General features: G+C 36.2%; 30 protein-coding genes and 3 pseudogenes. 27 read left to right on the top strand and 6 right to left on the bottom strand.

Features of this window, described 5'->3' with window-relative positions; translation table 11 throughout:
- Positions 1-25: 25 nt before the first annotated feature.
- From ACYP5M_RS02945 to ACYP5M_RS02960, 4 genes are all read left to right on the top strand, one after another.
- Positions 26-1495, top strand: coding sequence for a nicotinate phosphoribosyltransferase (locus ACYP5M_RS02945; protein WP_101221977.1), 1470 nt, complete (start codon positions 26-28; stop codon positions 1493-1495).
- A gap of 34 nt (positions 1496-1529) precedes the next feature.
- Positions 1530-2360: an ammonia-dependent NAD(+) synthetase gene (gene nadE, locus ACYP5M_RS02950; protein ID WP_063235995.1), complete on the top strand. Its 831-nt coding sequence runs from the start codon at positions 1530-1532 to the stop codon at positions 2358-2360.
- 127 nt (positions 2361-2487) lie between these two features.
- Positions 2488-3513 carry a serine hydrolase domain-containing protein gene (locus ACYP5M_RS02955; RefSeq protein WP_459734609.1) on the top strand — a complete coding sequence of 342 codons (1026 nt, stop codon included), beginning with the start codon at positions 2488-2490 and terminating at the stop codon, positions 3511-3513.
- Positions 3514-3872: 359 nt separating this feature from the next.
- Positions 3873-4166, top strand: coding sequence for a hypothetical protein (locus ACYP5M_RS02960; protein WP_459734610.1), 294 nt, complete (start codon positions 3873-3875; stop codon positions 4164-4166).
- Between the two features lie 150 nt (positions 4167-4316).
- Here the strand turns inward: ACYP5M_RS02960 and ACYP5M_RS02965 are convergent, their stop codons facing one another.
- On the bottom strand, positions 4317-4721 hold the full coding sequence (locus ACYP5M_RS02965) for a hypothetical protein (protein ID WP_101221979.1): 405 nt from the start codon (positions 4719-4721) through the stop codon (positions 4317-4319).
- A gap of 357 nt (positions 4722-5078) precedes the next feature.
- Here ACYP5M_RS02965 and ACYP5M_RS02970 point away from each other — a divergent pair, with 357 nt between their 5' ends.
- The 9 genes from ACYP5M_RS02970 (at position 5079) to ACYP5M_RS03010 (ending at position 10640) form a co-directional block, all read left to right on the top strand.
- Positions 5079-5327: a hypothetical protein gene (locus ACYP5M_RS02970; RefSeq protein ID WP_260357569.1), complete on the top strand. Its 249-nt coding sequence runs from the start codon at positions 5079-5081 to the stop codon at positions 5325-5327.
- Between the two features lie 239 nt (positions 5328-5566).
- Positions 5567-5995, top strand: coding sequence for a YwqH-like family protein (locus ACYP5M_RS02975; RefSeq protein ID WP_459734611.1), 429 nt, complete (start codon positions 5567-5569; stop codon positions 5993-5995).
- Positions 5995-6285 (top strand): YwqI/YxiC family protein, encoded by a 291-nt coding sequence (locus ACYP5M_RS02980; protein WP_260357571.1) that lies wholly within the window; start codon positions 5995-5997, stop codon positions 6283-6285. The genes ACYP5M_RS02975 and ACYP5M_RS02980 overlap by 1 nt, the downstream gene beginning before the upstream one ends.
- Complete coding sequence (locus tag ACYP5M_RS02985; RefSeq protein WP_459734612.1) at positions 6282-8318, top strand: T7SS effector LXG polymorphic toxin; 2037 nt, start codon at positions 6282-6284, stop codon at positions 8316-8318. Before ACYP5M_RS02980 ends, ACYP5M_RS02985 begins: the two co-directional genes overlap by 4 nt.
- On the top strand, positions 8319-8729 hold the full coding sequence (locus tag ACYP5M_RS02990; protein ID WP_101221985.1) for an immunity protein YezG family protein: 411 nt from the start codon (positions 8319-8321) through the stop codon (positions 8727-8729).
- A gap of 385 nt (positions 8730-9114) precedes the next feature.
- A complete protein-coding gene (locus ACYP5M_RS02995) occupies positions 9115-9678 on the top strand; it encodes an RNase A-like domain-containing protein (RefSeq protein ID WP_459734613.1) in 564 nt (187 codons plus the stop codon).
- A 17-nt stretch (positions 9679-9695) separates the two neighbouring features.
- Positions 9696-9995, top strand: a complete 300-nt coding sequence (locus ACYP5M_RS03000; RefSeq protein ID WP_283902513.1) for a contact-dependent growth inhibition system immunity protein — start codon at positions 9696-9698, stop codon at positions 9993-9995.
- A gap of 364 nt (positions 9996-10359) precedes the next feature.
- Complete coding sequence (locus ACYP5M_RS03005; RefSeq protein ID WP_459734614.1) at positions 10360-10536, top strand: hypothetical protein; 177 nt, start codon at positions 10360-10362, stop codon at positions 10534-10536.
- Positions 10537-10541: 5 nt separating this feature from the next.
- Positions 10542-10640, top strand: a complete 99-nt coding sequence (locus ACYP5M_RS03010; RefSeq protein WP_459734615.1) for a polymorphic toxin type 15 domain-containing protein — start codon at positions 10542-10544, stop codon at positions 10638-10640.
- Between the two features lie 129 nt (positions 10641-10769).
- On the opposite strand, the pseudogene ACYP5M_RS03015 reads toward ACYP5M_RS03010, so the two are convergent.
- Positions 10770-10946 (bottom strand): annotated as a pseudogene (locus tag ACYP5M_RS03015) (polymorphic toxin type 15 domain-containing protein); the annotation flags it as partial.
- A gap of 70 nt (positions 10947-11016) precedes the next feature.
- Between ACYP5M_RS03015 and ACYP5M_RS03020 the strand changes: the two are divergent.
- The 13 genes and pseudogenes from ACYP5M_RS03020 to ACYP5M_RS03080 all read left to right on the top strand — a co-directional run bounded on the left by ACYP5M_RS03020 (position 11017) and on the right by ACYP5M_RS03080 (position 18787).
- Positions 11017-11565, top strand: coding sequence for a T6SS immunity protein Tdi1 domain-containing protein (locus ACYP5M_RS03020; RefSeq protein ID WP_459734616.1), 549 nt, complete (start codon positions 11017-11019; stop codon positions 11563-11565).
- Between the two features lie 326 nt (positions 11566-11891).
- Positions 11892-12359, top strand: coding sequence for an antitoxin YezG family protein (locus ACYP5M_RS03025; RefSeq protein ID WP_434169503.1), 468 nt, complete (start codon positions 11892-11894; stop codon positions 12357-12359).
- Positions 12360-12666: 307 nt separating this feature from the next.
- Positions 12667-12981 carry a hypothetical protein gene (locus tag ACYP5M_RS03030; RefSeq protein WP_459734909.1) on the top strand — a complete coding sequence of 105 codons (315 nt, stop codon included), beginning with the start codon at positions 12667-12669 and terminating at the stop codon, positions 12979-12981.
- A complete protein-coding gene (locus ACYP5M_RS03035) occupies positions 12905-13075 on the top strand; it encodes an AHH domain-containing protein (RefSeq protein ID WP_434169504.1) in 171 nt (56 codons plus the stop codon). The genes ACYP5M_RS03030 and ACYP5M_RS03035 overlap by 77 nt, the downstream gene beginning before the upstream one ends.
- The gene (locus ACYP5M_RS03040; RefSeq protein WP_434169505.1) at positions 13023-13385 is read left to right on the top strand and encodes an AHH domain-containing protein; all 363 of its coding nucleotides are present in this window, start codon (positions 13023-13025) and stop codon (positions 13383-13385) included. Before ACYP5M_RS03035 ends, ACYP5M_RS03040 begins: the two co-directional genes overlap by 53 nt.
- Complete coding sequence (locus ACYP5M_RS03045; RefSeq protein WP_434169506.1) at positions 13385-13873, top strand: hypothetical protein; 489 nt, start codon at positions 13385-13387, stop codon at positions 13871-13873. Before ACYP5M_RS03040 ends, ACYP5M_RS03045 begins: the two co-directional genes overlap by 1 nt.
- 306 nt (positions 13874-14179) lie before the next feature.
- Complete coding sequence (locus ACYP5M_RS03050) at positions 14180-14647, top strand: immunity protein YezG family protein (RefSeq protein WP_434169508.1); 468 nt, start codon at positions 14180-14182, stop codon at positions 14645-14647.
- Between the two features lie 343 nt (positions 14648-14990).
- Complete coding sequence (locus ACYP5M_RS03055; RefSeq protein WP_434169509.1) at positions 14991-15245, top strand: hypothetical protein; 255 nt, start codon at positions 14991-14993, stop codon at positions 15243-15245.
- Positions 15246-15344: 99 nt separating this feature from the next.
- Positions 15345-15638 (top strand): annotated as a pseudogene (locus ACYP5M_RS03060) (DNA/RNA non-specific endonuclease); the annotation flags it as partial.
- Positions 15631-16100 (top strand): annotated as a pseudogene (locus ACYP5M_RS03065) (antitoxin YezG family protein). The pseudogenes ACYP5M_RS03060 and ACYP5M_RS03065, both read left to right, overlap by 8 nt.
- A gap of 739 nt (positions 16101-16839) precedes the next feature.
- Entirely contained in the window at positions 16840-17550 is a 711-nt protein-coding gene (locus tag ACYP5M_RS03070) for a hypothetical protein (RefSeq protein WP_434169510.1), read from the top strand.
- A 16-nt stretch (positions 17551-17566) separates the two neighbouring features.
- On the top strand, positions 17567-18076 hold the full coding sequence (locus ACYP5M_RS03075; protein ID WP_434169511.1) for an Imm6 family immunity protein: 510 nt from the start codon (positions 17567-17569) through the stop codon (positions 18074-18076).
- Between the two features lie 216 nt (positions 18077-18292).
- Positions 18293-18787 carry an immunity protein YezG family protein gene (locus ACYP5M_RS03080; protein ID WP_434169512.1) on the top strand — a complete coding sequence of 165 codons (495 nt, stop codon included), beginning with the start codon at positions 18293-18295 and terminating at the stop codon, positions 18785-18787.
- Positions 18788-18920: 133 nt separating this feature from the next.
- On the opposite strand, the gene ACYP5M_RS03085 is transcribed toward ACYP5M_RS03080, so the two are convergent.
- Positions 18921-19835, bottom strand: a complete 915-nt coding sequence (locus ACYP5M_RS03085; RefSeq protein WP_459734617.1) for an iron-hydroxamate ABC transporter substrate-binding protein — start codon at positions 19833-19835, stop codon at positions 18921-18923.
- Positions 19836-20423: 588 nt separating this feature from the next.
- Between ACYP5M_RS03085 and ACYP5M_RS03090 the strand changes: the two genes are divergently transcribed.
- Complete coding sequence (locus ACYP5M_RS03090; protein ID WP_434169514.1) at positions 20424-20636, top strand: MBL fold metallo-hydrolase; 213 nt, start codon at positions 20424-20426, stop codon at positions 20634-20636.
- A 368-nt stretch (positions 20637-21004) separates the two neighbouring features.
- Here the strand turns inward: ACYP5M_RS03090 and ACYP5M_RS03095 are convergent, their stop codons facing one another.
- From ACYP5M_RS03095 to ACYP5M_RS03105, 3 genes are all read right to left on the bottom strand, one after another.
- Positions 21005-21184, bottom strand: a complete 180-nt coding sequence (locus ACYP5M_RS03095; protein ID WP_434169515.1) for a hypothetical protein — start codon at positions 21182-21184, stop codon at positions 21005-21007.
- Between the two features lie 316 nt (positions 21185-21500).
- Positions 21501-22712, bottom strand: coding sequence for a SpoIIE family protein phosphatase (locus ACYP5M_RS03100; protein ID WP_459734618.1), 1212 nt, complete (start codon positions 22710-22712; stop codon positions 21501-21503).
- 22 nt (positions 22713-22734) lie between these two features.
- Positions 22735-23556 (bottom strand): alpha/beta fold hydrolase, encoded by an 822-nt coding sequence (locus ACYP5M_RS03105; protein WP_101221993.1) that lies wholly within the window; start codon positions 23554-23556, stop codon positions 22735-22737.
- Between the last annotated feature and the right edge of the window lie 226 nt (positions 23557-23782).

The raw sequence follows: 23782 nt of genomic DNA on the forward strand, positions 1-23782 counted from the left end.
GCTTCTCTTTTGGGAGGAACTATCCATGGAAAAAAAGTACAACGACGACAGTTACGCATTACACACTGACCTTTACCAAATCAATATGGCCCAAACTTATTGGCAGGACAAAACACATAACCGAAAGGCAGTTTTCGAGATATTTTTCAGAAAGCTTCCATTTAATAGCGGATATGCGATTTTTGCGGGACTTGAAAAAATTGTCCATTACCTTCAAAACTTTTCCTTCTCGGAAAGTGATATCGACTATTTAAAAAATGATCTGCACTATGATGAAGAATTTTTGAATTATTTGAAGAACATTCGTTTCACGGGAGCGATTCGCTGCATGAAAGAGGGAGAGCTCGTTTTCGGCAATGAACCGATATTACGGGTGGAGGCACCGCTTGGTGAGGCTCAACTCATTGAAACTGCGTTGCTTAACATTGTGAACTATCACACACTCGTAGCAACAAAAGCTTCACGCATCAAACAGGTAATCGGTGAAGAATCTGCCCTTGAATTCGGTTCAAGGCGGGCGCAAGAAATGGATGCTGCAATTTGGGGAGCGAGAGCGGCCTATATTGCTGGCTTTGATTCCACTAGTAATGTACGTGCTGGAAAGCTGTTCGGCATTCCGGTTTCAGGGACGCATGCACATTCCATGATCCAAGCTTATAAAGATGAATATACAGCTTTTCATAAATACGCTGTTTCCCATAAAGACTGTGTATTCTTGGTTGATACTTATGATACATTGCGTTCTGGCATCCCGAATGCAATCCGTGTTGCCAAGGAATTGGGCGATAAAATCAACTTCATTGGCGTTCGTCTTGACAGCGGTGACTTAGCTTACTTATCAAAAGAAGCACGGCGTATGCTTGATGCTGCAGGGTTCCATGATGCGAAGATAGTCGCTTCCAATGACCTGGATGAATATACGATCATCAATTTGAAACAACAAGGAGCAAGAATTGACATTTGGGGCATCGGAACCAAATTGATTACGGCTTATGACCAGCCAGCGCTCGGTGCCGTTTATAAAATGGTTTCAATAGAGGGCGAAGATGGTAATATGAGAGATACCATCAAAATTTCTTCTAACCCTGAAAAGGTTACGACACCTGGCTTAAAACGAGTATACCGAATCATCAATAAAGTGAATCATCATGCTGAAGGTGATTATTTGGCGATGGAATATGAGAAGCCGCAGGAACAGGAAAAATTAAAGATGTTTCATCCTGTCCATACCTTCCTAAGTAAATTCGTCACGGATTTCGATGCGGTTGATCTGCATGTGGATATTTTCAAGGATGGAAGTTTGATTTATGAATTGCCGACCATAGATGAAATCAAGGCCTTCACGCAAAAAAATCTCCAAGTATTATGGCCGGAGTACCTTCGTGCACTGAATCCTGAAGAATACCCGGTAGATCTAAGCCAGGATTGTTGGGATAATAAAATGAGGAATATAGATGAAGTTAAAGCAAATGTAGAAAGAATGCTAACGAAATGACCAATCTATTTTATTAGAAAGCGGGGCTATGCCAATGCGTCCATTACAAAAAGAAATCGTAAAAAAATTACTTGTCCAACCAACGATCAATCCTGAAGCCGAATTCAGGAAAAGTGTTGATCTTTTAAAAGGGTATATGAAGAAAAATACGTTTCTGAAAAGTTTTGTACTTGGGATATCCGGAGGTCAAGATTCAACACTGGCGGGGTATATTGCTCAAACCGCTGTTAATGAATTGAATGAAGAAAAAAATGGCAGCGACTATAAGTTTGTTGCTGTAAGCTTGCCATATGGAGTACAGGCTGATGAAGATGACAGGCAGCTGGCTTTAAAATTCATCAAGCCAAGCCAAACGGTTACTGTTAACATCAAGGAAGCGGTGGATGCTTCAGTAAAAGCTGTGGAAGTAGCGGTTTCTGAAAAGCTATCGAATTTCTTAAGGGGAAATGTCAAAGCACGTGAGCGAATGAAGGTACAATATGATTTAGCCGGACTGTATAAAGGCGTTGTGCTTGGTACGGACCATGCAGCTGAAGCGATCACAGGTTTCTTTACGAAACATGGTGATGGTGCAGCGGATATCCTTCCTTTATATCGCTTAAATAAAAGGCAAGGAAAAGAAATCCTCAAATTCGTCGGTGCTCCTGAGCGTCTTTATACGAAAATACCAACGGCAGATTTAGAAGATGACAAACCGTTACTTCCTGATGAAGTGGCTTTAGGCGTTAGCTACGATGAAATCGATGATTATCTTGAAGGCAAGGAAATCAGAACGGAAGCTGCCGAAATCATCGAAGGATGGTATACTAAAACCGAACATAAACGCAATGAAGCCATTAATGTTTATGATACTTGGTGGAAATAAAAGAACGAGTGAAATCTGAAATAAGTTATCCCGCATCACATAAGATGCGGGTTTTTTGGCAAGTCCTAATGAGTACCTTGGCCAACACATCGGTTATGAAAATTTTACCGGCAAGGGGGAAAACGAAATGTCGACTCTACATATGGATATATCCAGGATTATTGAGGAAACGAGCAAAGAAATTGAATTCTCGGGTGTTATAGGTGTGAAAGCGGGAGATGACCTGATTCATAGCTCAGCACATGGCTATTCCAATCGAGCGGATGAAATCATGAATACGACCGAAACAAGATTCGGAATTGCTTCCGGTTGTAAACTGTTTACGGCGATAGCCATTTGCCAGTTAATACAAAATGGAAAAATTAGGCTTGATTCTAAGCTTAAAGACTGTCTTCCAATCGTGTTTCCTGATTTTAACCAAAATGTAACCATACATCACCTCTTAACACACACTTCGGGCATTCCTGATTACTTTGATGAAGAAGTGATGGAAGATTTTGAAGAGCTTTGGCAGAAAAATCCGATGTACCATATAAAAAGATTAAAAGATTTCCTCCCAATGTTTCAAGATGATGTGATGATGTTTGAACCCGGGGAAAGATTTCATTACAATAATGCAGGCTATATTTTATTAGGATTGATTGTTGAGGAACTAACCGGACTCCAATTTTCTGAATATATCGACAAGAACATCTTTCTTCCTTGTGAAATGATAAATTCCGGTTATTTTTCCATGGACCAGCTTCCTGAAAATACTGCATTAGGGTACATTGACGAAGAAAATGGAGAATGGAGAACTAACGTTTATTCCCTTCCCATCAAAGGCGGTTCGGATGGAGGAGCGTATATTACCGCATCAGATATGTTCAGGTTTTGGGATGGGTTATTTTCCAATCAGTTACTGAATCAAGAATATACCACTCTCTTATTGAAAGCCCATATTGCAACTGGAGATGAAGGGGAATACTATGGATATGGTATATGGATCCGTAAAAAAAATGACGGGATTTTCAAATATCATCTTATGGGGTATGACCCGGGTGTAAGTTTCAATTCTGCGATATATCAGGCAAATCGATTGAGAACCGTCATTACTTCAAATAAAAGCATGGGTCCATACCATATTACTAGAGCGATTGAGAAAGAATTGTAAAAACAAATGGAACCTTTCCACCAATGAAGGGTTCTATTTATTTACAGTCAATGTGAATTCATTCAAGTATTTTTTAAGAAAGGGACGAATTAGCATTCAATTGCTCCATTGGTTCCAAAACTTCTGGATTTTAAAAGGGATGAAACTTCACCTGGACCTTTATTCAAGAACGCGGCTTTAATGATATGGTTCATCACTTTTCCATATATGGTCTTGGGAAGCTCGTTAAGGAGGTAGATTTCTTTAGGTTTCAAGGCTTTTCCAAACAAAGAATTTGTATATTTAAATATCTTGAAGTAGAGTATATTTAATATACATTATTTTAACCGGTATTTTCCGATGGAGGTTCTTTTTACTTTATGAAGGCAAGATATGAACTCGCGAATATGAACTTAACAGTAAGCAATGTGACTTTACGTAATGCTGCGGATAGCTATGTCCTCTTGAAAGCTGCAGATGATCAAAATAATGAAATCACGATCAAGCTTTCCCACGAACAAGCGGAATTTCTGGAAGCGGAATTAAGGGAAGTAAATCGCCGTCGCAGGGAAAATAGTCCTGATATAACAGGAAATGACCAGGTACGTATTAATGACGACGATTCTTTTAATCTGTTCAGCATTGATTTATTCAATGAAAATGAATCGAAGTAATTCCCCGAATCAAATTTGCTTCTCTGTAACCTTCCTTTCCATTTAAGATGCTGCTACAGAGAATTTATCATTCCCGCCAATACAAAATCCGAATTTCCTGTTATTGAAAGGCATTAGGAATGTTTTAAGCAGGGTGACCTATCGTTACCTTTATTTTGATTGCTTGAATAAATTCTTCACCAATAGGAATATGGATGATAGTACAGCAAAAACCATGAAAAATACGATGAACCCCCATAGGCCTATCGCCGCATCTTGAAACTCCATATTTCCCCTGCTGGTAAGGGCTTGCTGTATCTCAATGGCAAATACTAAAACAACCATGACTGTAAAGGTATAAAGGAAAGAGAGTATCGTTATCCCAAAACGCATCCGGGCAATTAAATTAGATAAAAATAACACGAACAAAAATATGATGATACCGATGATTCCCATTATCCAAAAATGCAAATCTTTGTCCGTTGCATTTGAATTTAATGTGTCACTTACAAAGAATAGGATGAAATCGTGAAGATTATTGACGATTTCAGCTAATATCTGGATGATTTCTTTCATTTTTTCACACCTCCAATCCTTAGATTATAGCAGGTTATAAATCTATATAGAAGAGGGAAGGTCCTCGGGGTTGCCAGACCGACCTTTGGTGGAAGTAATGTGAAATCATACACATGCTAAGAGAAGTATATTCTGGGAAACGTATAAAAGCATATGTGAATGAAGAAGTCAGGACATGCAAGTTCAGTTAAATTAGGGGAGATTGAACAAAATACATAGAAAAATAAAGTAATTCATGGAAAGCAGGAGTACCTATTTCCAATGTTTGCCTTTAGCAACCTTAGCCATGATTGTTTGATCGGTTTCTTTATTTATAAAGTAAGTAAAACTTAATGCTTAGAGTTGGAGGAAAAAAGGATGAATGATGTACATAATCATGTGTTAACAGTAATTGATTTTATGAAAACCGGACACAAAACTTGTTTTGTGAAGGTCATCGGTTTTGATGCTGAATCAGGACAGGATTTTGAAGGTGAAGTTAAATTTGTCGGTGATTTGCCTTTTGGCGATTTGATACATCCCGAGCGGTCACATTTATCTTCCTCTTGCAGGGAATTTGTTCGGGATGACTTACTGCGCAGATACAGTCAAGGGCAGTTTGAATGAAGTGTCGGAAATTTTTATAGAGAATCTAATAAGATGACATTCTGCTAACTTGTTTAAAATTGGTAAAATGCCGGGTATAAAGAATATGGTATGTAGGAACTTTTTTATGCCAATCTTCTCTTTTAACTGACAAAATAGCATATTTCTCCCTATTTAACTCTCGGACTATAATCCTTATAATATTAAATAGGAAAATATGACATTTAGTGTAGGATTATACTGTTTCTGAGGTGAGTTTCATGGTATATGCAGACATTTTGAGTAATATACACTCTGCTATCTCCAGTAAAAAAGCTGATTTAAATGTGAAAATTGATCGATTAGAAAATGCGAAAAACGATATTATAAAAGAGCAAAGCATGTGTCTTAACGAGATTAGGAAAATAAAAGACCCTGAGCTTGGTGGCAGCTGGACAGGGAACCGTTCGGATCACTTTCAGGAAGCCCGTCATGATGCCTATAATGTGATGTTCAATATCATTCATGACGATTATGATGATTACCAATGGAAAATCGAGGCGATGATTACAAAGCTGAATGCCGAGAATACACTTCTGAGCATAGCGGGTAATATAGCCCAAGAAGCCGACTTCCTTTTGAACAAAGGCGAAGAGGCATTTGAGCAGCTGGAAAGTAAAATATCGGATTTAAAAAGGCGGTTGTTTTAATGACGACAATCAAACTGAATCATCCTGCCGTAACGAAGCAAGTCGATCAGGTGAAGACGGCACTTGGTACAGTCACGCTTGGAAATTTGCCGGCAGGCGAGCTGGGCAGCAATAAATTGGAATTCACTTCGAAATGGATCGATCGCGAAACGAACCTGGAGAAGGTCTTCGAGCAATATATCAAAATCGTCCAGAAAAATGTGGAAGATACCCGTGCCAACATTGACTTATTAAAAGAACAGGATGAAGCCATCGCCCATACGTCTTCACATGGGTATCCTGTGAAATGAAAATATATGAAGCCGAGACATTGACGGCCGCAACCAAGTCGCGAGCCAAGCAATATGAAGAACTAAAGAAGGAAGTCGCAGCCCTGAAAAAGGAATTTCAGGGCATCGTCGGCCTGGATAACGAGTTTCAGGGAGCCGGTGCTGCCGCCATCAAAAGCTTCTATGAAGCGCAAATCGAGGTGGCGGATGCCTGGATGGAACTATTCACGACCCAAATCAGTTTTTTGGAAGGCATACCGGCCAGTCTGGAAGAGGCGGACCTCTCCGGAAATACGGTGGTCGAGGTTCCCTTTTTAGATGGTGAAGTCTCTAACGGCATCAACCAAGCGAAGTCGCTTGTCGATGAACAAGCGAACGATCTCCAAAGGATCATGAACAGCATTGACGATATCCTGCCTCTTGATATATTCGATCAAAAGGACTTTAATGAAAAAATCACGCTGGCCGGGCATAGGCTGGATGACACCGTGACAAAGGTCGAGAATGTCGACCGGCAACTGGTCGAGGAATATGATGTGTCCGTCGGGCAGGAAAACGTGGCCGTTGGCCTCTTCCGTGCCTTGCTTGATGCCACCAACCAGGACGGCAATGTATCGCCGATGACGTTCGATCAATCAGCATTCAAGAGCAGTGACGTCTATCAAGTGAAGGATGAAGTCGCCGGTCAGGTGAAAGACTATCAAACCTTCAAAAAGCAGCAAGCCGAAGCCCGGAAAATCGAACAGGAAATGGAAGAACTCGAAAACCGGCCATGGTATGAAAAAGCCTGGGATACGACAAAAACCTTTACAGGGGAATTCACGGGATATTATGATTCTATCAGGGCCTCAACCGGAGTCGATCCAGTAACGGGGCGCAAGCTGTCCGATGCCGAACGAATCGCCGCAGGCGCCATGGCCGCCGCTGGATTCATCCCCGTCGTCGGCTGGGCCGGCCGGGCCATTAAAGGCGGCAGCGCCATCTACAAAACGGCCAAAGGACTCAACGCAGCGAACCACGCGCTCGATGCCTATAAAACGACAAAAGGCTTTAGCCTCCTCCAGAAAACCGAATACGGGATATACGGACTCCTCGCAGCCAACGGCCTCGGCGAAGCGGCCACAGGCAAAGACATGTTCGGCAACCAACTGACCGAGGAACAGCGCCAGAACGGGCTGTTGATGGCACTCGGAATCGGCGGTGTGGCAGGTGCTGCTAAAGTCGCTGATAAAGTAGCTGATAAAGTAGCTGATAAAGTAGCTGATAAAGTAGCTAGTGGAACAAAGTTCGTCCCTTACAGCAAGGAATTTGCGCAAAAGCAGGTTCAAAAGGTTCAAGCTACAATAACAGACATAGCGAGATCAGGAAAAACCACGTTAAAAAATATAGGTGAAGCAATCGGTAAAAAAGAAATCCCTAAACGGATAAGTATGGAACAAGTATCCCTCGCAGGAGGACCAACCCTTCGCCAAGTTATGATGGAAAAGCAGACAATTAAGGAAGCCTATCAGAAATTTGCGATGAAGGATAGCAAAGTAGAGGCTGCTTCAGGGAAGAGTGTTCCTAAGGGTATAGATAACGTTAGATATGGTGAACAATACACGAAAGTAAATCGTAAGAAGACCTTAAAACCCAATGTAGAGTATACAACAAAAGAAGGATATAAATATACCACTGATGATAACGGACGTATTGCGATTGCTGAAGCTAAATTAGAATTGGGTAAAGCAAAACGAAATCCTTATGCCCAAAGAAAGGTTGGAGGAGACGATAGACTATCAAACGATGATGGTGGACATTTAATTGCAAGTATCTTTAAAGGTTCTGGTGAAATAGATAACTTAGTACCAATGAATGCTACTTTAAATAGGAGTGAATATAAGACTCTAGAGAATACATGGAAGAAGGCTTTAGTAGAGGGTAAAGAAGTAACCATTAAAGTAAAACCCATATATGAGGCACAATCAGCTAGACCAAGTGAGTTTAAAATCAACTATGTAATAGATGGTAAAAAATATTCAGATAGATTAACTAATTATTTAGGAGGTAAGTAGATGGAAACCAAAATAATGGAGCAGACATATCAACAAATTGCGAATACATTAATTAATATAATTCCAGAGGATTGGAAACAAATCTTTTTATACGCTGAATTTAGAGAAGGTTATAAAAAAGTTTTTTTCTATTATTACCCTGAAACTGGAGGGGAACCAGTATATAGTCTGGATATAACAGATTTATTTAATGTTGATGAGGAAGAGTTTGATGGGCTTGATGATGATTTGTATAATTATTTTTCAAGATTGCGTGAAGAATTTAAGGAGCAAGAACAGGAACTATGGACAAACCTAACTTTCATTTTAGATAACACAGGAAAAATGAAAATTAATTATGGATATGAGGATATTTCAGAACTTAGCCCAGTAGAAAAACAAGATAAATGGGAAGCTGAATATCTAAAGTAAAACATTATATAGAATGAAACCCCTTGATTGGCTAAACACCTTTCAAGGTTTCTTTTTTTTGGGAGCTACCTAGTGCCGAATAAATAGTTTGGTACTAAGAGAGTAGAGATAACACTTATTAGTTATAAATAATGATTGACAAAAATTTATCGTACATAAAAACAACTTTAAAAACAGGTACCCTATTTAAGCCCTATGGGTACCTCAGATAAAAGGCCGTCAGGTCTAAAGTGGTACAAAGTTCATCCCTTACAGTAAGGAATTTGCGCAAAAGCAGGTTCAGAAGGTTCAAGCTACAATAACAGACATAGCTAGATCAGGAAAAACCACGTAAAAAAATATAGGTAATGAAATAGGTAAGAAAGAAATCCCTAAACGTATAAGTGTGGAACAAGTTTCCCTTGCAGGAGGACCAATCCTCCCCCAAATTATGATGGAAAAGCAGACAATTAAGGAAGCCTATCAGAAATTCACGGTGAAGGATAGCAAAAAGGAGGGAGTTTCAGGGGAGAGCATTTCTAATGGTATAGATAATGTTAAACCAAGAGATAAGAGTTCTCTTGCACCTGGTGGTGGACTGGCTGTACATGAGTCAAGAGGTGGGCATTTGATTGAAAGACATGTTGGGAAAACTGATGAAGAATTATTAGAAAGAATAAGAAGTAATCCAAGAATTACTGGTTCTTCTACTTTTATAGATAGGGCAACAGCTGAGAAAGTTGCTTATACTGTCTTAAACAATCCCAAAAATATTGAGAAAATACAAAAATGGCTTTCTGATCCTAATAGTAGACCTACATTACCATTAAGATACAAGGGTGATGGAGAGATAATTGGTAGAAGTGTATCAAGAAACTCCGAAGTTGTAGAGAATGTTACAAACGCAAAAATTGTACTTAAAAAGGATTTAAACGGCAATTTTATACTAACAGGATATCCAGAAAAATAAAGAAGCGAGGAATTTAAATGGACGAAAGTTATGATTACTTAGAAGAGTTAGAAGATTTTTTAGGTGGAACATTCCACCAGGATATTAGTTCGCCTGAACAAGCATTAGATGAGTTTATAAACGAAGCTAATAAAGAATGTTTGCTTTTTACAATAAAGTATTGTGACGAATTTTTAACTAGTAATAGAACAAAACAAGAAAAGGAAAACTATATCCAAACTAATGCTGAAATTTATTTTCCCGCAATTGGATTAACTCCTACACAGTGGCTTAATAAAGTCGTAGAACAAATAAAAGAAGCTGTGAATTCAAAATAGAATGTTTTTCATAGAAAACCTTGGGTGGAAAATAAAAGGACCTTAACAACTTATGTTAGGGTCCTTTTATTATAAATAACTGAAGGACTTTAGCCTCCTCCAGAAAACCGAATACGGGATATACGGACTCCTCGCAGCCAACGGCCTCGGTGAAGCAGTCACCGGCAAAGACATGTTCGGCATCCAGCTGACCGAGGAACAGCGCCAGAACGTCCTGTTGATGGCACTCGGGATTGGCGGTGTGGCAGGTGCGGCCAAAGTCGCCGATAAAGTAGCGAGTGGTACAAAGTTCATCCCTTAGAGTAAGGAATTTGCGCAAAAGCAGGTTCAGAAGGTTCAAGCCTTCAGCAGGGAAATCGGCAAGGTGGAAGTACCTCTCCGGATTAGGGTCGAAGAATTAGCTACGGCGTATGGAAACAACTATAAACATGTCACATTTGATAAAACGACGATTAATGATATCGTGCAGAAGTTTGCGGTGAAGAGTGATGGTGGTATGGGTACAGGCATGTTATACATGTCCAAAGAATCTCAGAAATAGAGGTTATGTTCAAGCAAAATCCAAAACACAATGCAGAAGAATTCGCTAGACAGTTAAAAGACCAAGAAAAAGGGTTGAATGATTTAACTATTGATGAGTATTAAAAAAATAGAGAAAGATATATAGAAGAAGGAAGTGCTATAGAAGGGAATGCAGTTCAAAAGGCTGCAAGAGTAAAAGCTTATTTAGATAAAGTTGATGAGTTAAGGGAGACAGGCTTATCTAGAAAAGAATCAGAAAAGCAGGCTACGGTATGGATAAGCTGCAATAGATTTTATTTGTTCATCTATAACATCAATTCTATATCTCCATTGCGAACCAAGGGATGAATTAACCTTTTTATCTCCCATTCCACCAATGTCAAGTGGATTGCCACCCGCAATTTGATCTGGATTATGTAAAGCAGCCTGTTCAAGGTGGATAAAAAATCAATATACTTAAATGTGAAATTAATACAATGAAATAGTGGTGATTATAAAAATGTCAACTAATATTTTTGATAACTTTAAATTATTTGAAAAAGAACAAGCAGAAACTATTAATAATTTCAATGGTTCCATACCTGAACAAGTATTAGAAGTGTGGAATAAATTTGGTTTTGGTAGTATTTTAAACGGGTATTTAAATATTGTTAACCCAGAAAAATATCAGGAACTATTAAAGGATGTATATGTAAGAAACGAGGATGCTCTAGTATTGTTTACTACATCAATGGGGGATCTTGTTGTTTGGGAAGATAATAAATATTTAATTTTACTTAATTTTAGAAAGGGTGAAATTAAAGGGATATCGTCCGGTTTTAAATATTTCTTTCCTGATTTAGAAGATGAATCATTTTACAAAGAAATTTTAGATTGGAATCCTTATCCTGAAGCAGTTGATAAATATGGAGAACCAGATTTTGATGAATGCTTTGGTTATACCCCTCTCCTTGGATTAGGTGGACCTGAGAATGTGGAAAACTTGAAAAAGGTGAAACTTATTGAGCATATTTATCTAATTACTCAATTCATGGGACCAATCGAATAAGGGAGAGTCAATGAAGTTGTAAAGATGGTTGATGATTACAAGTGACTATCAAAAGTAAATGAATCCAGGGTCTTTTTTGGGGTTAAGTCAAAAAGCCTAAAACTCAGGGGCTTATCGTTTTTTTCGATAAGCTCTTTTAATTTGATGAAAAAAGAATCCTAAATACTAGAAACTGGTTATATGAGAAAGTAGAAAAGAAATATTAATCCCCAAGTAACAACCCAAGGATAAGACAGATATAGTAACAAAGAAACTAAAATCCTCCCCTACCAGTAAGGAATATTGGAGATAAGGACATTTGAAAATAGATCAGGAGGTGGGTAAGTATGAATGAAATTAAACTTAATAGTATTTATCAACAAATAGCTCAAACTATTAATGAAACTATACCAGAGGAATGGTCAAAGGTATTAATGTACGGTGAAATTGCTGACGGTACCGGTACGGCTTTCTTTTTTTATTATAATCCTAATAGTGAATTGCCTATTTATAGTCATGATACACCTGAAATATATAGTTTAAACGAAGAAGAATATGATAAATTATGGTATCAATTATTAGATGAATTAAAATTATTATCAGATGAATTTAAAAATAATAATCAAGAACAATGGACCAATTTAACTTTTACTTTAGAAAGTACCGGTAAATTTAAGGTTGACTATGATTATGAGGATTTATCCAATGCAGATGATCACGAAAGAAGGGTTATTTGGGAATATACTCGTTTAGGCCTTTTACCCGAATCTGAATATGATAAGAGTATTTTAGAAGAATACCTCAAGAAAGAATAATGGAGGATAAGTAAAGCTTGTTCTTTTTATGACCTTAACGCAAAAGTTAAGGTCTTTTCATTGTTGAAATAGAATATGTATCATCTATCGGTTCCTCAGATAATAGGCCGTGAGGACTTAAAATCATATAGAATTACTTCAGGTAAGGTGGCATAGGAAAAAATTAGCAAGTGGTACAAAGTTCATCCCTTACAGCAAGGAATTTGCACAAAAGCAGGTTCAGAAGGTTCAAGCTACAATAACAGACATAGCGAGATCAGGAAAAAACACGTTAAAAAATATAGGTGAAGAACTAGGCAAAAAAGAAATGCCTAAACGGATAAGTTTGGAACATTCCCTTGCAGGAGGACCAACCCTTCCCCAAATTGTAATGGAAAAACAGACAATTAAGGAAGCCTATCAGAAATTCACGGTGAAGGATAAAAAAGTAGAGGGTGTTTCAGGGGAGAGTGTTCCTAAGGGTACGGGTAAAGTTAAAAGGCTTATTCCTGGTAGTCCTGGAAAGGTGACAGGAGGTAGTTCTACAAAATTAGGGGAAAATATGTTTGAAGAAATGGGTCTACCTAAAACTACAAAAAGAACGCCCCTATCAAGCACAACATATTATTCCAAAGGAATTTAGAAGTCATCCTGTATTAATAAAAATAGGAATGGATATGGACGATGCCTCAAATGGATTTTTTCTTCGAGTACCTGATGCTGAGTACAACTTCTAGACATAAAGGATATCACCCAGTTTATAGTAATTTTGTAAGAAAAAAATTAGACGAAATAGATGCTAGTCAAGATATATCTAAAATAGAAATGCAAGTTTTTGAATTGCAACAAAAGTTAAGAACACTTCAAGAAAAGGGATTACCATTATACATGAAAGATGCTTATCTTGAAATTGAGCTTAAGAGGATAAAAGAAATTGGGTTGGAACAGTATAAAATTGAAAGAATGGAAAAGGAGATTGGAACCCCTGTATGGAAAAGAGGAGGGGGAGCAACAGTCGACCTATGGGAAAGGTGGTATAATAAGTAATGAATTATGGTATATATAATAATTTTGTTGAAGAAGTGATACAATTTTCGAAAAACTTTCAAGGAAAACTTTCTAATAATATTTCAGATAAAATTGTTTTTATTAATGATATAAAAACAGCAGAGCACTTAGCTTATGATGAAATATTTGGTGAAGACGAATATAATTGGAAAGATATCAGGGAATTAGAAATGAGTGAAGTTTGGGGTAGTTATTATGCAATGCCAGAAGATGAAAAGCCGGAGGGATTGGAAGCATTCTTAGAAATAATCTCTAAGAATGTAAGAGAAAGCCCTTTTGAATATAATTTATTTTATAACGATGTTGTGGCTGATCTTACTAATTGTGCTATCAATAGAGCAATAAATGGAAAGAATAGTTCCTTTTTTGAAGAATTATTTGACATATATCAATTTGGTGCTTTTCCTTGCGGTTGGAATGGTGATTATCCAGATGGGAAAATTGTTGCGTATAAATTGAAAAAATGAATTGAGTATTTCAAGTGGTTGAAGTGATTGATGACGAAACGTTAAGAATATTAGGTGAAAATGCAATTGAATCTGGTTATTTTAATATTGAAAGTCTAAATAATGTAAAAAAATACTTATTGGAAAACTACTCATTAAACGATAATATTGAAAACTATAATTATATAAAAAGGGGTAGTTTACCGTTGTTCTAACAACATAAAATAGACCTTCTTCCTAAGGGAGAAGTTTTTTTTACTTAACAATACTTATTAGGTGAACCTGAGAATGTTAAGAAAAATTGAAAATAGAGCAGGGGGATAAAAAATGAATGAATCAAAACTAAATGAATATTATCAGAAAATAGCTCAAACTGTAAATGAGATGATTCCAGAAGGATGGAGTAAAGTAATTTTGTATGGAGAAGTTAATGAGGGGACAGGGACTGCGTTCTTTTTCTATCAGTCTAATATTAATGATAAACTCATATATAGTCACGATATCCCTGAATTACATAGTATTAGTAGAATAGAGTATAGAGATACATGGCGGAGGTTAATAAAGGTTTTAAAAGAATTATCAGATGAATTTAAAGATAATAATCAAGAACAATGGACCAATTTAACTTTTACTTTAGAAAGTACAGGAAAATTTAAGGTTGACTATGATTATGAAGATTTATCAGATGCAGATGATCACGAAAGAAGGGTTATTTGGGAATATACTCGTTTGGGCCTTTTACCTGAAACTGAATATGATAAGAGTATTTTAGAAGAATACCTCAAGAAAGAATAATGGAGGATAAAAAAAGCTTGTTTTTTTGTATGACCTTAACGGTAAAGTTAAGGTCTTTTCATTGTAGAAATAGAATATGTATCGTTTTAAGTTATATCGGTCTTCTCAGATAAAAGGCCGTTAGGTCTAAGAATATTTATAGATAAGAATATGGATTTACTGACCTCAGACATCGTGATTAAATACAAGTGGTACAAAGTTCATCCCTTACAGCAAGGAATTTGCGCAAAAGCAGGTTCAGAAGGTTCAAGCTACAATAACAGACATAGCGAGATCAGGAAAAACCACGTTAAAAAATATAGGTGACGAACTAGGTAAAAAAGAAATACCTAAACGGATAAGTATGGAACAAGTTTCCCTCGCAGGAGGACCAAGCCTTCCCCAAGTTGTAATGGAAAAGCAGACAATTAAGGAAGCCTATCAGAAATTCACGGTGAAGGATAGCAAAGTAGAGGCTGTTTCAGGGGAGAGTGTTTCTAAGGGTACCGATAAATCCGTTACTAAAGTTAAATACGGGGAACATTATACTAAGAATGGTCGTAAAAAAGTATTAAAACCAGATGTTGAGTACACAAGTAAGGAAGGTTACAATTATTAAACAGATGGTCAAGGTCGTATTTCTAGTGCTGATGGAACTCTCAAGTTAGGAGATGGCAAAAGAAATAACTATGCCTAAAAGGTTGTAGGAAGAGAAAATAGATTGCCAGATGATGATGGTGGTCATTTAATTGCAAGTATTTTCGAAGGTTCAGGTAATCTTGATAATCTTGTTCCAATGAATGGGAATTTAAATAAAGGTGAATGGAAGAAACTTGAGAATACATGGGCAGATGCACTTAAACAAGGTGATGAAGTGAAGGTAAAGATAACCCCAAACTATAAGGGGGACTCACAACGTCCAGTAAGTTTTGATATTAAGTATAAAATTGGTGATGATGAATGGGAAATTAGACGATTTGATAATGTACCGGGGGGAAAGATAGATGAATGAAGAACAATTAGATAGATTATATCAACATATAGCAGAAGTCGTTGTAGAAACTATTCCAGAAGAATGGTCTAAGTTTTATTTATACGGTGAGGTAGTTGAAGGAGCTCAGAAGCTTATTTTTATTATTACCCTGAAGGTAGTGATAAACCGATATACAGCCATGAGTTAACTGAACTATTTACAATAAGTGAGCTTGAATACGCAGAAAAATGGCATCAATTAGTAGACTTTATTCAAGAACTTTGGAGAAAGTCTAAAGATAATGGTCAAGAGTCTTGGACAAATTTTACTATGGTTTTAGATAAGATAGGAAAGTTTAAGATTGATTTTAATTATGATGATCTTTCAAATATAGACCCTCTTGAAAGAAAAACTATTTGGAAGTATAGGAATCTTGGTATTATGCCTAAAAGCAATTCTGGAAAAAAGTATTTAGAAAAATATCTTTCCAGACTGGAATAAAGTAATAATAAATATTTAAAGCAAGTTAAGGGTGAAAAGAACGATAAATAGAAGATTTGACAGTTTAAATTATGAAGTATTATCACGGGATTAAGCTATAAACTCACGAAATTAAACAAGATCGTTGGATTAAGCATAATATTCGTCAAGAAATACTTATTAAGTTAACTATAAAGCACTTGAATGCCTTATCCTTATAGGCAACAGGTGTTTTTGTTTTTTATGAGATACTTAAATTTTGGACGACATGAATGACGATTTACTGAAGTTCGCAGCTCATGAAGGTTGTCTATGAAGTTTTGTTTTAATACTTGGATAGTGAGGAAAGAACGATAATTAGACGAGACGACATTCACATGGCTGGATGTGCAGTTTAATTAGCTAAATGAGAGATTACCGAATAAGGTGCAACCTGTTTTTCTTTTATATGACTTTAACGGAAAAGTTAAGGTCTTAGATATGAATATGTATCATCTTAAGCTATATCGGGTTACTCAGATAAAAGGCCGTTAGGTCTAAAAAATATTTCTATAGATAAAAATATGGATTTACTGACCTCAGGAAGGTCGCTGATTAAGTAGAAAGTGGTACAAAGTTCGTCCCTTACAGCAAGGAATTTGCGCAAAAGCAGGTTCAGAAGGTTCAAGCAACAATAACAAACATAGCGAGATCCGGAAAAACCACGTTAAAAAATATAGGTGAAGAACTAGGTAAAAAGGAAATTCCTAAACGCATAAGTGTGGAACAAGTTTCCCTCGCAGGAGGACCAAACCTTCCCCAAGTTGTAATGGAAAAGCAGACAATTAAGGAAGCCTATCAGAAATTTACGGTTAAGGATAGCAAAGTAGAGGCTGCTTCAGGGGAGAGTATTTCTAAGGGTACGGGTGAAACAAAGAACCTTAGTAGTACTGGAAATAGGATAGAGGTTGGCAAAGTTGATTTGGATGAATTAAGGAAAAAGTGGAATGTTCCTGAGAGTAATACAATAGCTGTGGGTAGAACAGATATCAAAGGACTTGAAGATTTAACTTTTAAAGGAGGATCTCCAGAAGTAAGTAAAGAAGCAGGGTTACCTTCATTAGAAGAAATCTTACCTAATAGGGATATTAGGGCCCCGTATGATCATTTAAAAAACCCTAAATTAGCACAGTTCACAAGACATGCTGAAGAAGGAGTTTTAAATGAATTTGATTCTGTCGTCAAAAAAGCAGGAATCGAACCAAGCGATATTACAGGAACTTTAAGAATTCACCAATCTAATCCGAGAGGTGTTTGTAATAAGTGCAGTAAAGGATTACTGAAACCCTATCCAATTGAAAAAAGTGGTATATTTTATCAAGCTAGCAAGAAATATCCCAACCTAACAATAGTCGTAACTTTGGAGATTAATGACAGTGTTAAAACCAATGGTTTGCTCTCTTTTGTTTTAAAAGATGGGAAAATCGAATAAATATAAGGAGGAACTTATGGAAAATAAATTATTTGATAATATACAAAGTGAAGTAAAAGTGGGCTTTGTATTAACTGTTGCTGAAAGAGTATTTTCTGTTATCAGTAAAGACGATGAAAGATATCCAGAAGGGAGAGAAGCATTGGATAAATGTTGGTTATGGGTAGAATCCCATGCTGTAACTGGGGATGAACTGTATGAGCTTATTGATAATGCAGACTATACAGGAATCTCAGAATTTGCTGAGGAAGAAGAAGAAATGAATATTGCTAGACTATGGTCACTACTAGTTGATGCTGTTGCTTATACATCTTGGGAAGCTTTTAATTTAGAAAAAGTAAAATATTTACCACAATCACTGGAAGGTATTCATGCAGATAGTATCACAATCTTTTTAAATAGTGCAGTTGAAACCAGTTTTCTCAAAGTAGATGAAATTGAGAGAATGGAATCAGTTCTTCATGATTATCTGTGTACAGATAATAAAATCCTAATAAATAGAGAAGAATTTATAAAATTATTTTAAACATGTAATAAACCTATGGATTTGTCTGTGTTACGTACTTCAAGATTTACAATAGAACTTTTAGCATATTAATAATTTCGTTTGTTTATGAAGGTGATAACTGGTAAAACCAGTTATCACCTTCTTTATTCCTACGTATACAGATTATAACTTTTGGTACGGGCTGTTGTTAAAAACTACTAAGAACATTTGAAAATAGAGCAGGGGGATAAAAAATTGAATGAATCAAAACTAAATGATTATTATCAGAATATAGCTCAAACTGTAAATGAGATGATTCCAGAAGAATGGAGTAAAGTAATTTTGTATGGAGAAATTACTGAGGGGACAGGGACTGCGTTCTTTTTCTATCGCTCTAATATTAATGATACACTCATATATAGCCATGATATCCCTGAATTACATAGTATTAGTAGAAGGGAGTATAGAGATACATGGCGGAGGTTAATAAAGGTTTTAAAAGATTTATCAGATGAATTTAAAAATAATAATCAAGAACAATGGACTAATTTAACTTTTACTTTAGAAAGTACAGGGAAATTTAAGGTTGACTATGATTATGATGATCTATCGGATGCAGATGATCACGAAAGAAGGGTTAATTGGGAATATACTCGTTTTGGTATTTTACCTGAATCTGAATATGATAAGAGCATTTTAGAAGAATACCTTAAGAGTATGACCTTAACGCAATGGTCTTTACATTGTTGATATGAAGATTAGCTAGAATTTATATTTAGCACTTGATTGCCTTTTAGGCAAAAGTGCTTTTTGTTTTTTCGAAGATACAAGTTTAAAACACATTAAAAAAGGAATTCTCATTTAAAGAATTCCTTTTTGCATATTATTTGTCAAGAAATGATTTTTCGAAAAATTTCAGAAGATGCTCTAAAGTGATTGGATCACTGTAGGTGGATGCTTTACTATTTATTTCAAATATACGATCGTTTTTAACAGCAGGTATATTTTTCCACGTTTCGGTCTCCACAAATGAGTTAACCACATCTGGGTTTTTACTAAAGATAATATAATCTCCAGTATACTCAGGAAGCACTTCAGATGAGAGTACATAAATGCCGGATTTAAGTGCCTTTTCTTTTACTTTTTCAGGCATTTTCAAATCCATTGCTTGATACAATATTTCAGTTCCGCGGGCATAATTATTTCCAAATACATAAAACTCCTTAGCATCATTTTCAATCACAGAAACGGTTGCATCTTCACCAATTTTTGCACGTATCGCTTTTCCTGCGGATTCTGCACGCGTTTCGAAATCATTAACCCATTCTTTTGCTTCCTTTTCTTTATTTAAGAGTTTTCCGATTTCTATTTGCTGTGATAAATAATCTAATTTTCCCCAAGTGAATACTACAGTTGGGGCAATTTCATTTAGCTTTCCAATATTTTTCATTTCGGATCCCGCTATGATTAGATCCGGTTCCAGTTCAATGATTTTCTCGAGGTTATCTTCTGATACGACTTCCACTCCCTTTAGTCTTTCTTTAAAAAGGGGATTCATATTAGTCCATTGGTCTATCCCAACGACATTACCTTCTAAAGCCAATACATTAGGTCCATTAGAGAGAGCAATTATTCTTTTTGGTTTTTTAGGAATCTCAATAGGGCCAGTTTCTGATTGATATGTAACTGTTTCTTTTTTAGTCTTGGATGCATTATTATCGTTCGCTGTCTCTTTGTTCCCGCAAGCACTAAGAATAAGTACGAACAAGAGTAGGAAGGGGATGAATAGCTTTTTCATTCTGATTTTGCTCCTTATTAATTATAGAGTAGGTTAAAAACATACCAAAAAATGTCTAATTAATAATGATATTCATTTTCAGTGACTACATCAATATATTAATGGTAATGATAATCATTGTCAATAACTTTCGCCAGATGGCTAAACTCTGTGAACTACAAAATTGCGGTGTTCGCAATCATCATTTTCTGCCTGCGTCGTTAAATACTTGATGTTGAAGTCTTCCGTTAAATTTTGATTAATCTATAATATTCAATTTGATAAGTAATTGTTTACATAACTATATTATGGTCTAATCGTTGAGAGGTCATATATATTTAAACTAAAATTTGGAAGTGTATATAATTCTATAAATATAGTATAGAAAAGAAGAATTATATGAAAGTTAAAAAAAGGATTTTTAATAATCGTGTTAGCAAGTTTTTGTCTTTTATTACTAAACATTTCGACACCGGCTTCAGCTCATGTGACCAAATCAAAAAAAACGGTATTAACGAGTGAAGATGGATCAATAATATTAACTCAAATAAAAAAGGATGTATGGGTTCATACAACATACGGAAATCCAAGGTAATAAGGTCGGTGCGAATGGCCTTATTATTTGGTGATATGATATTCGCGCTTGAACAAAAGAATTCTGGAATCATTGATGAAGCTAACATGGAAGCTTTGCCAAATGCGATGAAGAATTTAATGTATGTTTATAATGATGCGAAGATTGTTATTCCTGGCCATAAAACTTGGGGAGATTTCAGTTTGCTTCCACATACATTGGAAATTGTCCAGAATCATGGAAAATGAATTGATTTGCATTCAGTCTAAACTTTTAGCAACTTGTCCACACCTTCCATCAGTCCATGCATATACAATAGTAAGGAGGGTGTTAGGATGGAGATAAATTGTTGTTATGAAGAAAAATGTTTTGAGAACAATGACCCAAGTACAGTATGGTTTCCTGGAAAGCGTTGTAAATGTAAGTGCAAATGCAAAAAAAACAGGCGCCGTTTTTATTAATCACTAAATGAATGCCTGGACATAAGTTGTTCAACAGAGGCAGGCCTAGTGGCTGCCTTTTTTATTTGGACATGCGTGGTATATATTAGTGGAATTGCGCTGAAATATATAAAGATGAAAAAAACACTCAACCATGTTGGCTGAGTGTTTTTAAGCTAGTCTTTCTTAAGGATCTGCCTGCTTTGCTGAATGATTTCATTATTTTTATTAATCGCTTCAACATTGTTTAATTTAACATGGTCATTGATCAATTCATTGTCTTCCATATATTCAAGTAACAGTTCGACGGATTTATCCAATAATCTTTCCAGTGGGATTTCCCTTTCTTCTGCCAAACGAGTGAGCCGCATGTTTAAATGAGAAGCGAGTGAAGAAACGAATGGATCTACAAAATTAATGAAAAGCTGGTTAGATCAAATTGAAAGTGTGCTGGTAGCTGGATGATTTTTGGATTGGTTTTTGATAGTTATTTTGCATAAAAAATAGAAGCTACCCAAAATAAATAGCTCCTCATTTGTTTTATTTTATGACAATTACAAAACTGGTCCATTAAGACTCTCGGTTTTCGAACCAACTAAATTAGTATCTACTACCTGAAGTCCCAAGAAATTGAACAGCAGTTTATGTAACGGATAGCACAACCCGAAAGTCTTATTTTAGTTTAACCAAAATAAGACTTTGGTCATCTTTACGTTGGTCAGTGTCCTCTTCATTTCTAAGCGATTGTATAATTTCCTCCTTAAGTGTAGATAAAGGGGCAGCCGAATAGGTCTTTAACAATGAGCATAAACGGTCTGAACCTAGAGGTTCTTCTACTCCATCTGTATAAAGGCACAACTTACTGTCCTTATTGTATGTAAGGGTATTTGTTTTAAAAATAATTTCTTCAAACATCCCGAGTGGAGGCCGATTAGAACGCAACTGATATTGTTTTCCGTTTATATCCTGTAAAAGAACGGAAGGATGGCCTGCATTGATATAATTAATTTCTCTCTTATCAGTATCGATTAGAAGGTAGACGGCTGTGCAGTAATGCCAAGTTTCACTTGTGTTTTTGAATAAAGAATGAAGGTGATCATCTAATTCCTTCATCACAGTTTTCACTTCAGAACCTTTTAAAATTAATCTCTGAAATATGGAATGAAGTGACATGGTTATGAGAGCTGAAGAAAGACCGTGCCCCATCACATCAAGTAGGATAAGTCCATACCGTTGGGCGTCAATTTGATAAAATCCATATAGATCACCTGATAATTGATTGGAACCTTTATAATACGCTTGAATTTCAAGATGTTCATTACTAATAGGAACAGTTAATAGTGTCTCTTGGATTTTTTTAGCAAGATCCATTTCTCTTTCTGTATCTACTTTGTATTTTTCGTTTTTTTCGTTTAATTCACTAAGTTTATCCTTTTGAACTTTCATCGTTTCATGAGCATTCTCTAAATCAGAATAAGCCTTATTCATAGAATTTAGAGCTGTCACTGCCTCTTTTTTCGCTATAAGAAGCTCATTTTCTAATTCGTTTCTTTTTCGCATTGGAATCACCACACACTCAATAATAGTTCTTCCATCACGCTCTCTTTGAACAGCGTTTAGTAACACAGGTATTTCTTCATCGTCTTCAGACTTTAAGGATATGTATATTTCCTCAATGTGATTTTCTAACTTGATCAGAGGAACCAGATAAAGCTGATGAAAGAGTATAGCAGAAGCCGAAAGGATAAAATTAATATGCTGCCCTTGCAATTGATCGAGATTATACCCCAATAATTTAAGTAAGGTTTGATTAACGGATATAATATCATCTTCTTCTGATAAAGTTAAATATCCGCAGGGTGCCTCATTCAGTTGTTCATTCACAAAAATTCACACCCATCTCTATCTATAAATCGTTTGTCGGAAATTCATCCAAAAACTGTCTAATTAAGAATATCGTCTCTTCAGGATGACTCATATGTGGACAGTGTCCTGTTGCTTTCATCACTTTCAATGTACTATCAGGAAGATGCTTATGAATATATTCTCCTACTGCTGACGGAGCAATAACATCTTCTGAACATTGCAAAATGAGTGATGGTACTTTTACTTTTGGTAAGTCTTTACGGTTGTCTGCAAAAAAGGTAACCTCCGCAAATTGTCGAGCGATAATAGGATCAGTAGAGCAAAAACGATTCTCTAGATCCCGTTTAAGCTCTGGCCGATCTGGATTATTCATTACCGTTCCAGCAAAGGCGGTTGCCCAGCCTATATAATTTTTGTCCATCATATCAATCAATCCTAAAAGTTGTTCTTTTTCGAATCCCCCGTAATAATCATTAGGCAGATTCAGGTAGCAAGGAGAAGGACCAACCAGAACAAGTTTAGAAAAATATTCAGGATGTTTAATTGACGCCAGCATGCCAATCACACATCCAACAGAGTGTCCGACAAATATAGCATCTTTTAGGTCTAATGCGGAACAAACATCAAGTACGTCTTGTGCATACCCTTCAAGAGTACTGTATCTTTCCACGTTATATGCCTGTATATCTGAATTACCTGACCCAACATAGTCAAATAGGATAATTTGGTATTCATCTTCAAAGTCTTTTGCAACTGATTGCCAGACATTTTGATCACAACCAAAACCTGGAGCAAATATCATTGGTCGTGTACCACTTCCTTTAAACTTTACATTATTACGCAATAAAATATTGGGATTCATAATTAGCTCCTTCATTAGAAGATATACTTACTATATGTTAACACTAACCTTATTCGAATTAAAGAATTACACTTTAGTACTAAATCGGAGGAACTTATCTTTAACTTCACCAGGATTTACTTGAACTGAATTGTCTAAGCATCTATTTACCTTAAAAGTTCTGTCATCCTTGTACCATTGTAAGTAATGATCGGTTTTCATAGACTCACATTTGCTGGTCAGTGAG

It is taken from the genome of Peribacillus sp. N1 (assembly GCF_054600815.1).